Genomic DNA, 14,419 nt, shown 5'->3' on the forward strand with positions numbered 1-14,419 from the left:
TCATGGAAAGCGAATACAAACTATTGGGCGGCGCCATGGTGACGCTGGCCCTGGCCACATCGGCTCTGGTCGTTGTCCCTTACCTGCAAGTTAAAAAGGTGGAGCCCTCTCCAGGCCTGAAGCCTTACACGGAAGTGCAACTGCGCGGCCGTCAGCAATACATTGATATGGGCTGTGTCTACTGTCACTCGCAGCAGCCACGCAGCCAGAACCAGGCTCCTGACTTCCAGCGTGGCTGGGGTCGTGCCTCGGTAGCAGGCGACTACTTCTACGACACGCCTCACCTGCTCGGCACCATGCGTACCGGCCCTGACCTGCTCAATATTGGTGCTCGTCAGCCTAGCGTGGACTGGCACCTGGGTCACTTGTATCAGCCTCGTGCTTATACTCCTGGCAGCAATATGCCTTCTTACCCCTTCATGTTCGAGCTCAAGGACAAGGCAGAGGAAGGCGACAAGGTTGTCAACTTGCCAGGTGATTTCGCACCAGAAGGCAAGGTGGTTGTGGCCAAGCAAGAGGCCCTGGACCTGGTTGAATACCTGTTGGCGCTGGATCGTACGTATCCCGTAGCGCCAGCCAGCGTTATCAAATAAACAGGCATTGCTGAGCTAGCGCGCCCCGCAAGGCGGGGCGCCTCGGAGAATTAGAATGAGCGACAATCGTAAATATGAAGCACAGCTGCGTGAGCATTCCGATCCGGAAGAAAACGCAGCACCGATCCCTTGGGTGGTTCTGCTGATCATTGCAGGTCTGTTCCTGTGGGGCATCTACTATATTTTCAGCAGTGACCTGAGCCATGACGCAACCGTGGGCGACAACCGTATCGTTGCCGACTTCGAATTGCCAGAAGGCGCGGTAGATGGTCAGCAGCTGTTCGTAGCCCAATGTGCCGCCTGTCACCAGGCAACGGGTGCCGGTGTTCCAGGCGTGTTCCCTCCGCTGGTGGGTTCCGAATGGGTGCTGCGCAAGCCTGAAGTTTTGGTCCAGATCATGCTGCACGGTATTACGGGTGAGATCACGGTCAAGGGTAATAAGTACAATGGTGCGATGCCCGAGTTCCGCGAGAAGTTCAATGACGAGGAAATGACGGCCGTTGTTAATTACCTGCGTACTGAATTGGGTGGCAATAGCGCCGATCCTGTGGACGTGGCCTTTGTCAAAGCCGAACGTGAAAAAACAGCTGATAAAACCGATCACTGGAATGGGGACGCCGACCTGGCTCCCATGGAAGAGTAGGACTGAAATGATGGGCCAGCGATGAGACTATTTATAAGTATTCTCCTGGTTTTCGCCCTGGGTATTGGGGCACTGGCCCATTTGACGCAAGGGTTCTCCGCCCTGACAGCCGAGACGGCCCGTCGCAACGATGTAGCCGCCTCGCCGCGTCTGATATCCGATGTCGAAGTACTGCTCCCGGCTGGGGGCAGTACCCAGCTAAGCACCCTGCTGCAAAATGATGGTCGCATCACCATCGTCAATTTCATCTATACCCGCTGCGTTACGCTCTGTCTGGCGATGGGCTCGGAGTATCAGCAACTGCAAAAAGCGATTGTGGAAGAAGGCTTGCAGGACCGTATACGCCTGCTAAGCATCAGCTTCGACCCTACGGATTCGCCCGATCACCTGCGCCGTTACAGCAAAACCATGAAGGCCAATCCGGACGTCTGGCAATTTGTCACCATGATGCCCGGCGAACAGCGTCAGCGTGTGCTGGACGATTTTGGCATCGTTGTCATTCCCGCCCCCTTTGATGAGTACGAGCACAATGCGGCCTATCACGTTGTCAGCTCGGAACCGCGTCTGGGGCGTATTGTGGATTACGGCGAACCCATGCTGGCCTTGGCTTACGCCAAACGTGCCCTTGAGGACCTGGACAAGAAGGGAGCGATGTAATGTCTTTGAAGCGTGTCGTCGAATCCCCCAAAGTCCGTCCTTATTTTGGCAGTGCCCTGGCCTTGCTGGCGGCGCTCCTGTTTGCTGCTGCCGCCTTTTGGGACCGGCCTCTGACGGCCTCCATGAGTCTGCACATGCTGGTGCATATTCCTTTGTTGGTCCTGTCAGGCATTACCTTGCAGCTGGCCCTGCGCTATCAGGGCGTAGGCCGTTCGGCTGCCATGCAGGCCTTGCTGCGCCCGTATTACGCCCTGAATGAATATGGTTTGCCCGGCCTGATCATGGTCAGCTTTGCCGCGGCTTACTGGATGGTCCCCAAAGCACTGGACGACGTTCTGGTATCGCCTCCCATGGCCACCGCCAAATATATCGGTCTGGTCTTGATGGGCATGTTGTTCATGGAGTCCTGGCGACGCGCCCACCTGGTGTTTCGCCTGTTCTTTTTCGGTAACTTCAGTTGGATGATGGCCATTGTTGGTTTGCTGTATTACGACAATCCGGTTCGGCTCTGTAATTTCTATCTGCAGTCCGACCAAGAGATTGCCGGCATAGGCCTGGTTATCATGGCTTGTGTGCTGCCATTGCTGTGGCTCTTGTCTGAGAGCAAGGCAGTGATCGCCTTTTTGCGGCAATAATACCCATCCATTTTGTTTTGCAGGTGTCCTCATGAGCCATACTGTTTCCAACAGCGATACCCGTCTGTACCGGCGCAATAGCTTTTTTGACCAGATTCTGAGCGAGACGAATCGGGCCCTGGAAGTATTGGGACGTTCGGCACGCGCGTCGCGCCCGAATCCCGCTGGCAAGGAAGTGTCCGAGATCACGGTGGACGAAGCCCGCCATGCTGCCGGCTTGATGCGTGTGAACCATGTGGGCGAGATTTGCGCCCAGGCCTTGTATCGTAGCCAGGCCATGCTGTGCAAAGATCCCCAGGCAACTGAAGTACTGCTGCAAGCCGCTCAGGAAGAAGTCGACCACCTGGCGTGGTGCGATGATCGTTTGCGTGAACTGGACAGCCGTCCCAGCGTGTTCAACCCTTTGTGGTACGCCGGTTCCTTTGCCTTGGGCTTGCTCGCCAGCCGGGCAGGGGTGCCGTATAACCTGGGCTTTATGGCCGAGACCGAGCGTCAGGTTGAGGAACACCTGGAAAGCCATCTGGAGTCCTTGCCAGCCACTGATAATCGTTCGCGTCGCATTGTGGAAAAAATGCGCGATGACGAAATCGAGCATCGCCGCACGGCCGAAAATCATGGTGCAGCGGGTTTGCCGCCTCCGGTAAAAACCTTGATGCGCATGATGTCCAAAGTCATGACAACCACAGCGTATCGCTTGTAAAAGCAGTCTCCGAGCCAAGTCGCGTGTGCTTGTGCGTTGAGACCTCATGGATGCGACAAGCAAAACGGGTCAGTTACTGGCCCGTTTTGTTTGCCAACCTTAGAGCCTGTTTGGCGACCTAGGGTTAACGACTAGATACCTGGCAGGGAATTTGCGTTAGGAAATTGATGCATTAATGCCACAAGATGCGCGTCTAAGGGTTTTCCACGGTATTTATCTTGCATTGCACCATTTTTGTAGGTAGACTTTAGTTATTGGATGTTGAAAAGAAAGCGGGAAAAACAAGCGTAATAACCCTTAGCTTTCTGGCTCGATACTTTATCTGGTAGCCCAACTTGCCACGATTGTCTCCTCCACCCTCCTCCTTTGGTGGATTTGCCCGAGATCTCTAGATCTCGGGTTTTTTTTTGTGCGCGCCAAATGCGCATGGTCAATTTTTTCTTGAAAGTCAGTGTTTGCGTGGCTTGCCGACTTTACTGCTCTCTTTTTTGTTAAGCGAGGGCATGCAGAGCTTGAGTTGCGATCATGGCTTTATGGCTAGAATGCAAAAAACCTTGCCCATCGTGGATGATGGACAAGGTTTTTTTATTGCTGCTATCGAGCGTACTTACTTTTGTGGAACAGTGGCCACATGCAGCAAGTTGGTACGACCGCTGGTGCCAAAAGGAACACCGGCAATCATCACGATGGTGTCGCCAGCCTGAGCAAACTCATGCTGCGCTGCCATATCGGTAGCGTGGTCGATCATCTCGCCCAGATCGCTCACGTCCTCGCAGGGTACGGCATGGACACCCCAGGCCAAGGCCAGACGGCGTGCGGTTTCCACACGGGGCGTCAGGGCCAGGATAGGGGCGATGGGCCGTTCACGGCTGGCACGCAAGGCGCTAAAGCCGGTCGTGGTGTAAGCCACGTTCGTTGCCGGTTCCAGAATGCTGGCCACGCGACGCAGGGCGCAGCAGATCGCGTCTGCGGTGCTGGCCTCGGCGGTGCTGTGGTTGGCTTCCAGAATGGTGCGCCAGCTAGGATCGTTTTCGATCTCCTTGATGATGCTGTCCATGATGGATACCGCTTCCAGCGGAAACTGGCCCGAGGCCGATTCGGCAGACAGCATGACGGCGTCAGCACCCGAGTAGATGGCGGTAGCCACGTCGGAGGCTTCAGCTCGTGTAGGCACAGGCGAGGTGATCATGGATTCCAGCATTTGTGTGGCGACGACCACCGGCCGGCCTGCCGCACGGGCAGTACGCACGATCTGGCGCTGCAACACAGGCACGCGCTGGGGTGGAACTTCCACGCCCAGGTCGCCACGTGCCACCATCACGCCATCACACAGCTGGACGATTTCTTCCAGGTGCTCCAGCGCTTGCGGTTTTTCCAGCTTGGCCATGATCCAGGCCTTCTCCCCGATCAGCTCGCGGGCCTCACGGATGTCGCCAGGACGCTGCACAAAGGACAGCGCAACCCAATCCACGCCTAATTCCAGCCCAAACTTCAGATCGATCAGGTCTTTCTCGGTCAAGGGCGAGATAGGCAGTACCACGCCGGGTACGTTCACGCCCTTGCGGTCGGACAGCGGGCCGCCGACCATGACCGTAGTTTCTGCAAAGTCCGGACCAAAGCTGTCCACACGCAGACGCAGCTTGCCGTCATCCAGCAGCAGGTCTGTCCCGTCTTCCAGAGCGGCGAAGATTTCGGGGTGGGGCAGGTAGGCACGCTGGCTGGTCCCCTCGGCGGGGTCCAGATCCAGACGGAATTTCTGACCGGTTTCCAATGTCACACGGCCATCTTTCATTTTGCCAACGCGCAGCTTGGGGCCTTGCAGGTCCATCAGAATACCGATACTGCGACCGGTTTCCTTTTCAATCTGACGAATGGTGTGATAGCGCGCGGCGTGGTCTTCATGTGTGCCGTGGCTGAAGTTCAGGCGGAACACATCAGCGCCGGCCTCGAACAGTTCACGAATGCGTTCTGGCGTAGAACTGGCAGGACCCAGGGTAGCCAGAATGCGGGAATGACGTTGACGTTTCATGGGTTGTTGTCCTTAGGGGGATCGATAGCTCAAAGAGCAGCGATACCGGCGCGGGCGATCTGAGCGTCTTCAGGTGCTTTCACGCCGGACACGCCGACTGCACCAATGACTTGACCGTCCAACACAATCGGCTCGCCGCCTTCCAGTGGCGTAATGGGCATGGACAGAGCGGCAAAGCGACCATTGTTGACCATGTCTTCAAATACCTTGCTGGGCTTGCCACCGCCAAGCACGCATGTGTGTGCTTTTGCGGGAGCAACCTGGGCGCTCATCAAGGGAGCGCCGTCCATACGCTGCATCCAGAGCGCGTGGCCGCCTGCATCGCAAATGGCGATGCTGACAGCCCAGTTGTTCTTCAGCGCTTCTTGCTCGGCAGCGGCAGCAATTTTTTTAACATCGGCCAGGGTCAGTACTTTCGTGTCTCTCATGTCCAGTCCTTAAAGAAAAGCGTTAATCGCTAGGGGTTAAAACCAGAATTGCACGGAAATCATTGACGTTGGTCAGGGTAGGGCCCGTAACCAAAGCGTCATCCAAGGCTTCAAAGAAGCCATGACCATCATTATTGTCCAGACTGGCCCTTGGGCGTATACCTAGTTGCCAGGCACGTTCCAAAGTGTCCGGACCGCAGAAGGCTCCAGCAATTTCTTCCTGGCCATCTACACCGTCGGTATCGCCTGCCAAACCGTAGATACCGGGTGCCCCGTTCAAGGCAATGGCGGTGGACAGCAGAAATTCCACATTGCGACCGCCACGGCCCTGGCCGCGCAAGGTCACGGTGGTTTCTCCGCCTGACAGCAGCACGCAGGGAGCCTGGGTGGGCTGCTCATGCTGGGCCACGCTCAAGGCGATGCCAGCCATGACTTTGCCCACATCGCGGGCTTCGCCTTCAATGCTGTCGCCCAGCAGGACGGGACGTACGCCACGGGCTTCAGCGACACGAGCTGCAGCCAGCAGGGCCAGTTGTGGTGTGGCGACCAGATGGGTGGTGACATGAGCCAAGCGTGGATCGTCGGGCTTGATGGTTTCACCATCGCCGCTCTCCAGCAGGGCACGGGCTGCGGCAGGAATCTCGATGCCGTAGCGGGTGATGATCTCCAGCGCTTGCTCGCACGTGGTGGGATCCGCCACCGTGGGGCCAGAAGCGATGTCCATGGGTTTGTCGCCAGGAACATCGGAAATCAGCAGATTCAGGACACGGGCAGGGGCACAAGCCGCGGCCAGACGGCCACCTTTGATGGCAGACAGGTGGCGGCGTACGGTGTTCATCTCGCCAATTGACGCGCCCGATTTCAGCAGCGCTTTATTGATGGCTTGTTTGTCAGCCAGGGTGACGCCTTCTCCGGCCAGAGGCAGCAGAGACGAACCGCCGCCGGAAATCAGGCAAATCACCAGGTCGTCCTCGTTCAGATCGCTGACCGTGCGCAAAATCTCGCGGGCCGCGTCCTCGCCGGCCTGGTCGGGCACGGGGTGAGAGGCTTCCAGAATCTTGATGTGATCACAAGGCACGCTGTAGCCATAGCGGGTCACCACCACACCGCTGATGGGGCCTTTGTCCCAGTGACGCTCCAGTGCCTGGGCCATTGCTGCCGATGCCTTGCCTGCGCCGATCACAATGGTGCGGCCCTTGGGAGCCTCGGGCAAATAAGGTGGAATGCAATGTTCAGGCTGAGCCGCGTTGACGGCAGCTTGAAACATTTTGCTGAGTAAGTCTTGTGGCTCGATCTTCATGGGTCAATCCTAAGGCAGAGTGATGGCAGCGTAACCATCTTACTGCGCGATATGGATGCAACTGCGTGAGGGCAGGGCATCTTTGGGTACCAACTGGTAAAAAAAGCGGGCCGCAGCCCGCTTGCTGGATGTCCCGACCTTGCCGGCTTGATGCCTGGAAAAAGCCAGCCCGGACGGGAGCATCCTTGAGCCGATCTTATTGACCAATCTCGTAATTGGCCATGATTTCCAGCGCACGGACCATGGCGGAGTGGTCTTGTGCAGCGCCACCGTGAGCGGCGCAGGTGTTGAACAGTTCTTGGGCCGTGGCGGTGTTAGGCAGAGCCACACCCAGCTGACGTGCGGTAGTCAGGGCTAGGTTCAAGTCCTTCTGGTGCAGTTCGATGCGAAAGCCTGGATCAAACGTGCGCTTGACCATGCGCTCACCGTGAACTTCCAAAATGCGCGAGTTGGCAAAACCGCCCATCAGCGCTTCACGAACCTTGCCTGCGTCAGCACCGGCCTTGGAGGCCAGCAACAGGGCTTCGCCCACGGCTTCAATGGTCAGAGCCACGATGATCTGGTTGGCCACTTTGGTGATTTGACCGTCGCCGTAGCCGCCGACCAGGGTGATGTTCTTACCCATCAGTTCAAACAGGGGCTTGGCCTTGTCGAAGGCTTCTTGCTTGCCGCCGACCATGATGGTCAGCGAGCCAGCCTTGGCACCGACTTCGCCACCGGACACAGGCGCGTCCAGGTATTCGCAACCCAGCTTGACGATGCGCTCGGCAAAGCCTTTGGTGGCAACAGGAGAGATGGAGCTCATGTCCACCACGATCTTACCGGCGCTCAGACTTGCAGCCACGCCGTTTTCACTGAACAGGGCGTCTTCCACGTGTGGGGTGTCAGGCACCATCGTGATGATGATGTCGGCTTGACGGGCTACTGCTGCACCATTTTCGCAAATGGTGGCACCCGCTTCTTTTACGCTTTTGGGAAAATCGCCGTGAGTGAAGGCGAACAGTTCATGACCACCCTTGATCAGGTTGACGGCCATGGGTGCGCCCATGATGCCCAAACCAATAAAACCGATTTTAGCCATTGTGTAATCTCCTAATAATTATCTGCAGGTATTCGACGATCAGGCGGTGACTTCAGTCAGTTCAGTCATCCAGCCCAGGCCATCCTTGGTCACGCCAGCGGGCTTGTACTCGCCGCCGATCCAGCCCTGGTAGCCAATGCTGTCGATGTACTTGAACAACCAGGCGTAGTTGATCTCGCCTGTGCCCGGTTCGTTGCGACCTGGGTTATCCGCGATCTGGATGTGTGCAATCTTGTCCAGGTGCTTTTTCATGGTGGCGGCCAGCTCGCCTTCCATGCGCTGGGCGTGGTAGACGTCGTACTGGATGAACAGATTGTCCGAGCCCACGTCCTGCAAAAGAGCCGCGGCCTGTTCGGTGCGGTTCAGGTAGAAACCTGGAATGTCGAAGGTGTTGATGGGTTCAACCAGCAGGCGCAGGCCGGCGTCTTTCAGCTTGGCGGCAGCAAACTGCAGATTGCTGACCAAGGTCTTGTGAGCCAGTTCACGGTCTACGCCCTCGGCCAGCTTGCCCGCCAGGCAGTTGACTTGCTTGCAGCCCAGCGCGGTGGCGTATTCAATGGCACGGCCTACGCCGTCCTGAAATTCACCCACGCGCTCGGGCAGGATTGCAATGCCGCGCTCGCCGCCGTCCCAGTCGCCCGCAGGCAGGTTGTGCAACACTTGGGTCAGACCGTGTTGTTGCAGTTTGTCAGCCAGTTGCTGTTTGTCGTAGGCGTAGGGGAACAGGTACTCCACTCCCTTGAAACCGGCTTCGGCCGCTGCCTGGAAGCGATCCAGGAAGTCGTGCTCGTTAAACAGCATGGTCAGGTTGGCGGCAAATTTTGGCATAGTGCTACTCCGTTTTTTAAATCAGCAATCAGTCCATCAGCGAGATGGCGGTGGGGGCGTCAATACCCGCTTCGGCCAGGGACTCGAATTCCGTCACATTGTGCAGTTCGGTGCCCATGGCAATGTTGGTGACGCGCTCCAGGATCAGTTCGATCACAACCGGCACGCTGAACTCTTTCATCCATGCACGAGCCTGTTCAATGGCCGGCTGGATGTCTTCGGGTTTGTGTACACGGATGGCCTTGCAACCCAGACCTTCCACCACGGTGATGTGATCCACACCATAACCTTCGGTTTCAGGGGCGTTGATGTTGTCAAAGGCCAGTTGTACACAATAGTCCATCTCGAAGCCACGCTGTGCCTGACGGATCAGACCCAGGTAGGCGTTGTTGACCAGAATATGGATGTAAGGCAGCTTGAATTGCGCGCCTACGGCCAGCTCTTCAATCATGAACTGGAAGTCGTAGTCGCCCGAAATGGCCACGACTTCACGACCTGGGTCAGCGGCAACCACGCCCAGTGCGGCGGGAATGGTCCAACCCAATGGGCCTGCCTGACCGCAGTTGATCCAGTGACGTGGCTTGTACACGTGCAGGAACTGGGCGGCTGCAATCTGCGACAGACCAATGGTGCTGACGTAGGTGGTCGCCGGGCCAAAGGCGCGGTTCATCTCTTCGTAAACGCGCTGAGGCTTCAAGGGCACGTTGTCAAAGCTGGTCTTGCGCTGCAAGGTGGCTTTGCGCTTCTGGCAATCGGCAACCCAGGCGGCACGGTCGCGCAGCTTGCCGGCAGCCTTGTATTCTTTGGCCACTTCAATGAACAGCTTCAGTGCAGCGCCAGCGTCCGAGGCAATGCCCAGATCAGGGCCGAATACGCGACCGATCTGTGTGGGTTCGATATCCACGTGCACGAACTTGCGGCCTTCGGTGTAGACGTCCACGGAACCGGTGTGGCGGTTGGCCCAGCGGTTACCGATACCGAATACGAAGTCCGAAGCCAGCAAAGTCTGGTTGCCGTAGCGGTGCGAGGTCTGCAGACCCACCATGCCGGCCATCAGCGGGTGATCGTCGGCAACCGTGCCCCAGCCCATCAGGGTTGGAATCACAGGGACGTTGACCAGCTCGGCAAACTCTTGCAGCAGCTCGGACGCGTTGGCGTTGATCACGCCACCACCGGAGACGATCAGCGGACGCTCCGATGCGTTCAGCAGTTCGATGGCTTTTTCAGCCTGGGCGCGAGTGGCGCTAGGCTTGTACGCTTCCAGCGGCGAGTAGGTATCCAGATCGAATTCGATCTCGGCCATTTGTACATCGATAGGCATATCGATCAGCACAGGACCGGGGCGGCCCGAGCGCATGATGTGGAAAGCCTGCTGGAACACGCGTGGGATCAGATCGGGTTCGCGAACCGTCACGGCCCATTTGGTCACAGGCTTGGCAATGGATTCAATATCCACGGCCTGGAAGTCTTCCTTGTACAGGCGCGAGCGAGGAGCCTGGCCGGTAATGCACAGAATTGGGATCGAGTCAGCCGATGCGGAGTACAGGCCGGTGATCATGTCTGTGCCAGCGGGGCCGGAAGTACCAATGCACACGCCGATATTGCCGGGATTGGCACGGGTAAAACCTTCGGCCATGTGGGAAGCGCCTTCCACGTGGCGGGCGAGAATGTGATCAAAACCACCTTCTTTGCGCAGTGCGGAGTAGAAGGGGTTGATGGCGGCGCCGGGCACGCCGAATACGGTGCTCACGCCTTCTTTACGTAAAATTGCGGCGGCGGCGTCCACTGCTCTCATTCGAGCCATTGATATCTCCTAGATCATCGTTTGACGAAATTCACAACTCGATAATAAGGAGTGATGGACCTGCCTAGAAATGGTGGTACGATTGTTTCTATCGATACTTGGAGTATTGAATGAGCCGTTATACCGAAATTCGAAGTTTTGCACTGGTCGCGGAAAAAGGCAGTTTTGCGGCCGCTTCCGTGATCGAAGGAGTCACCCCCGTGGTCATGGGCCGCCGCCTGGATGCGCTGGAGCAGCGCCTGGGTGTGCGCTTGATGCACCGATCCACTCGCGGGCTGACATTGACCGATCTGGGTGAGCAGTTTCTGGAGCAGTGCAAACAAATTCTGAAGGACTTTGAAGAGGCTGAAGCCAGTATCAGCGCCCAGCGTAAAGTGGTGCGCGGGCACCTGGTGGTATCGGCTCCAGCGGCTTTTGGGCGTCGTCATGTGGCCCCCCATGCCTTGTCCTTCAAAAAGCGTTATCCCGAGCTGAAGCTGTCTTTCAACTTCACCGACAGCGTGGTCGATCTGGTGCGCGAGGGCTATGACATGGCCTTGCGGATTGGTGAAGTCACGGACCCCAACTATGTGGCCGTACGTCTGTATCCGAATCGGCGAGTCGTGTGTGGAACGCCCGAGTATTTTGAGCGTCATGGTGTGCCGCGTGTGCCCGAAGATCTGGCGCGTCACAACTGCTTGGCCTTCAACTTGCAGGGCGGTCAGCAACGCGGCTGGACCTTTCTGCGTGATGGTCGCCCATTGGCGGTCCGAGTCGATGGGGATCTGGATTGCAATGACGGCGAGCTGCTGTTTAACTGGGTCAAGCAAGGTTGGGGCATAGGCTGGCGATCCACCTGGGAAATTCAGCCCGAACTCAAGCGGGGCGAGCTGGTAACGGTGCTGAACGAGTTCGAGATTCCCAGTTATGACATTCAGGCGGTGTATCAGCAGCAGCGCTATTTGCCGGCCAAAGTGCGGCGCTTTATTGATTATTTGCGTGCCATCTACAACACGCCGGGCTACTGGGACGGTGAGGTGCAGTTCTAGGATTTTCACGCTTTGGAATGAAAAAAAACCGCTTCGAAAAGCGGTTTTTTTTGCTGCGTACGACTTAGAAATGCCATTCCAGCTGTACGGTGGGAGCGCTGGTTTTGATACCGGGTTTCAGGCTGCCGTCTGCCTTGTAGCGGTTGCCGAACTTGTTGTACCAGTACTCGTAGCCAATCCCCACCCACAAGGTGTTCTTCTTGTCGAAGGCCACTTTACCCACGTCAGCCATCAGGGAGGTGCGGACCAGCACTTCAGACTTGGTGCTGATGCCCGCGTAGTCATCACCCTTGGGGCCGGCGTAGTTGGCAAAGCCCTGGAACTTCAAAGGCACTGAACCCACATCAAAGGGCAGATTCCAGTTCAGGCTGGCCAGAAACTGGGTGTCGAAAGAGCGGCGGCTGTCCGGGCAGGCGGGCGCGCCCAAGCCACAGTGGTTCCATTCTTTGCCGACCATCAGGCTCAGGTCCATAAAGCCGCGGGGGACATCAAATTTGAAGGTCGGGCCCAGCACCAGCAAACGCTTGCGAGGTGCAAAGGCGGTGTTCTTGGTGTTCAGGTCAAAGCCGGCTGTAATAGCCACATCCTTCACTGGGCCAAAGCCCAGATCCTTGTCGAACACCTTGCCCATGGAGAGCTGGTGACGATAGGTGGCGTAGAACTCGGTGGCGCCATTGCTGCCGTTGCCATTGGAGGGGTCGTAGCGGTCCGATTGCAGAATGTCCAGATTAAAGAAGTTCTGGCCCAGGCTGTAGCCGTTGACGTGGGTCAGGCTCAGGATGTGCTTCTGGATAGTCCGATCATTCATCGGCTCGGTGTATTGCGTGCTGAAGCGGTAGCCTAAAAAGGTGTCGCTCCAGTCGGCTGCCAAGGCGGGGCTGGACAGCAGGGGGGCGGCCAGCAGGGCGCATGCCCAGCGAGCAGGGTGTAGCGGTTTCATAGTGTCTCCTCTTTGTTTGAGCACAAACAGGTCCTTGGGATCTGATGTCCCTTATGGCCTGCGGCTTTAGTTTTCTTCGAGTGGGTGTTACTGACCTTGCTTAGATTAATTATGGACAGTCGATACTTTTAAGAAGGTACTGCAGAAATTTGAACAGCCGCCCGTTTCAGGCTGGGCGGCTGTTCAAAAAGGGGGGCTTAGCCGTTTTGTGAGGCCAGCTGGGTGCTGCTTTCTTCTGTTTCTTTTTGAGCGCTTGCCTGTTTGCGTGCCTGGGTTGCAGCGGTGGATTCAACGGTGTGACCTTGGTCAGCATATTTCTCCATGCCGTTGAAAAACAGGTTCAGCAAGATGGCAGATACGGCAGCCAGCAAGATTCCGCTATGCAGCAAGGGGGCCAGCGCAGGTGGCATTTTGTCCAGCAAGTGCTCGGCAACCAGGGGAATCATGCCAAAGCCCAGGCTGATGGCCACGATGTAGGGGTTGTAAGGGTTGCGGTTCAGATTGGCAGACATCAGGATCTTGATGCCGGTAGCGGCCACCATGCCAAACATCACGATGCCGGCACCACCCAGAACATAGTTGGGGATGGAAGCCACGATGAAAGCCATTTTGGGGAACAGGCCCAGCATGATCAGGAAGGCACCGCCCATGACACATACCCAGCGGCTGCGCACGCCGGTCACGCTGACCAGGCCCACGTTCTGCGAGAAAGAGCTGTGCGGGAAGGTGTTCATGATGCCGCCCACCAGGGTGCCCAGGCCGTCGGTGCGCAAACCACGCACCAGCGCTTCACGGTCAGTCGGACGGCCACAGATGGAGCCCAGTGCCAGGAACATGCCCAGCGATTCAACCATGATCACGACCATGATCAGGGACAAAACAGCGGCTGCACCCAGCAAGGCCCAGCTAAAGGTGGGAACGCCAAAGTGGAAGGGGGTGACGATTGCAAACCAGCTGGTCTGATCCAGGCCTTCAAAGGTGATGCGACCCATGGCCAAAGAGACGAAGAAACCGACCAGCAGGCCAATCAGCACCGCCACGTTTGCCAGGAAACCGCGGGCGAATTTGGTGATCAGCAAGATAACGGTCAGTACCATCAGGGCAATGCCCAGATTTTCCAGCGAACCGTATTCGGGGTTGGGTATGGACATGCCGGTGGCCGGATCTGTAATCGTGGGAGCGCCGCCACCAATCCAGTTCAGACCCACGCGCATCAGTGTCACACCAATAACGGTGATGATGATGCCGGTCACGACCGGGGGGAACAGGCCCATCAGACGGCTAAATACCGGAGCAATCAGAATACTGAAGATACCGGCCAGGATGGTGGCGCCAAAGATACCGGGCAGGCCCAGTTGCGGGTCCAGGCCGATGGCGATCATGGGGCTGACCGCCGCAAAAGACACACCCATCATGACGGGCAACTTGATGCCGAAAATACCAAGGCCACGGGCCTGGATAATGGTAATCACGCCACAGCACAGCAGGTCAGCATTAATCAGGAATGCGATCTGCTCTTTGGACAGGCCCAAGGCTGCACCAATGATCAGGGGGACAGCAACTGCGCCCGCGTACATCACCATGACGTGTTGCAAACCAAGGGTTGCCAGGCGCCCCGTTGGTAGGCGTTCGTCTACACCGTCGCAAGCAGCAGGTGTGGACACTTCTGGGTTGGCGGACATCCGGGTCTCCTTATTAATACGTTATGCGCAGCCGATGCCTGGGCCGCGTAAGCATAAAGTTATCGGATGGG

At 57.2% G+C, this 14,419-nt stretch carries 14 protein-coding genes; 6 read left to right on the forward strand and 8 right to left on the reverse strand.

Features of this window, described 5'->3' with window-relative positions; translation table 11 throughout:
* Nucleotides 1–2 precede the first annotated feature (2 nt).
* The 5 genes from Q9R35_RS06130 to coq7 are packed head-to-tail and all read left to right on the forward strand — an operon-like array spanning nt 3 to nt 3,228.
* On the forward strand, nt 3–593 hold the full coding sequence (locus tag Q9R35_RS06130) for a cbb3-type cytochrome c oxidase subunit II (RefSeq protein ID WP_026485025.1): 591 nt from the start codon (nt 3–5) through the stop codon (nt 591–593).
* Nucleotides 594–648: 55 nt separating this feature from the next.
* The gene (locus Q9R35_RS06135) at nt 649–1,236 is read left to right on the forward strand and encodes a cytochrome c (RefSeq protein WP_026485026.1); all 588 of its coding nucleotides are present in this window, start codon (nt 649–651) and stop codon (nt 1,234–1,236) included.
* A gap of 21 nt (nt 1,237–1,257) precedes the next feature.
* The gene (locus Q9R35_RS06140) at nt 1,258–1,893 is read left to right on the forward strand and encodes an SCO family protein (RefSeq protein ID WP_042482938.1); all 636 of its coding nucleotides are present in this window, start codon (nt 1,258–1,260) and stop codon (nt 1,891–1,893) included.
* Entirely contained in the window at nt 1,893–2,528 is a 636-nt protein-coding gene (locus Q9R35_RS06145) for a hypothetical protein (protein ID WP_042482941.1), read from the forward strand. The genes Q9R35_RS06140 and Q9R35_RS06145 overlap by 1 nt, the downstream gene beginning before the upstream one ends.
* A 31-nt stretch (nt 2,529–2,559) precedes the next feature.
* Complete coding sequence (coq7, locus tag Q9R35_RS06150; protein ID WP_042482945.1) at nt 2,560–3,228, forward strand: 2-polyprenyl-3-methyl-6-methoxy-1,4-benzoquinone monooxygenase; 669 nt, start codon at nt 2,560–2,562, stop codon at nt 3,226–3,228.
* 607 nt (nt 3,229–3,835) lie between these two features.
* On the opposite strand, the gene pyk is transcribed toward coq7, so the two are convergent.
* From pyk to gcl, 6 genes are all read right to left on the reverse strand, one after another.
* Nucleotides 3,836–5,257 (reverse strand): pyruvate kinase, encoded by a 1,422-nt coding sequence (gene pyk / locus Q9R35_RS06155; protein ID WP_311219547.1) that lies wholly within the window; start codon nt 5,255–5,257, stop codon nt 3,836–3,838.
* A 29-nt stretch (nt 5,258–5,286) separates the two neighbouring features.
* A complete protein-coding gene (locus tag Q9R35_RS06160; RefSeq protein ID WP_311219548.1) occupies nt 5,287–5,685 on the reverse strand; it encodes a heme-binding protein in 399 nt (132 codons plus the stop codon).
* 22 nt (nt 5,686–5,707) lie between these two features.
* On the reverse strand, nt 5,708–6,985 hold the full coding sequence (locus Q9R35_RS06165) for a glycerate kinase (RefSeq protein WP_063688813.1): 1,278 nt from the start codon (nt 6,983–6,985) through the stop codon (nt 5,708–5,710).
* Nucleotides 6,986–7,181: 196 nt separating this feature from the next.
* Nucleotides 7,182–8,066, reverse strand: coding sequence for a 2-hydroxy-3-oxopropionate reductase (locus Q9R35_RS06170; RefSeq protein ID WP_311219549.1), 885 nt, complete (start codon nt 8,064–8,066; stop codon nt 7,182–7,184).
* A 39-nt stretch (nt 8,067–8,105) separates the two neighbouring features.
* Nucleotides 8,106–8,894, reverse strand: coding sequence for a hydroxypyruvate isomerase (gene hyi, locus Q9R35_RS06175; protein ID WP_311219550.1), 789 nt, complete (start codon nt 8,892–8,894; stop codon nt 8,106–8,108).
* 28 nt (nt 8,895–8,922) lie between these two features.
* A complete protein-coding gene (gene gcl, locus Q9R35_RS06180; RefSeq protein ID WP_042482959.1) occupies nt 8,923–10,698 on the reverse strand; it encodes a glyoxylate carboligase in 1,776 nt (591 codons plus the stop codon).
* Between the two features lie 110 nt (nt 10,699–10,808).
* Here gcl and Q9R35_RS06185 point away from each other — a divergent pair, with 110 nt between their 5' ends.
* Nucleotides 10,809–11,726, forward strand: coding sequence for a LysR family transcriptional regulator (locus Q9R35_RS06185; RefSeq protein ID WP_026485032.1), 918 nt, complete (start codon nt 10,809–10,811; stop codon nt 11,724–11,726).
* Between the two features lie 64 nt (nt 11,727–11,790).
* Here Q9R35_RS06185 and Q9R35_RS06190 read toward each other — a convergent pair whose 3' ends face one another.
* On the reverse strand, nt 11,791–12,666 hold the full coding sequence (locus tag Q9R35_RS06190) for a hypothetical protein (protein ID WP_311219551.1): 876 nt from the start codon (nt 12,664–12,666) through the stop codon (nt 11,791–11,793).
* A 197-nt stretch (nt 12,667–12,863) separates the two neighbouring features.
* Nucleotides 12,864–14,348, reverse strand: a complete 1,485-nt coding sequence (locus Q9R35_RS06195) for a nucleobase:cation symporter-2 family protein (RefSeq protein WP_042482965.1) — start codon at nt 14,346–14,348, stop codon at nt 12,864–12,866.
* Between the last annotated feature and the right edge of the window lie 71 nt (nt 14,349–14,419).

The organism is Alcaligenes sp. AB3, from assembly GCF_031844565.1.
In the GTDB taxonomy this organism is placed as follows: Bacteria; Pseudomonadota; Gammaproteobacteria; order Burkholderiales; family Burkholderiaceae_B; genus Alcaligenes; species Alcaligenes faecalis.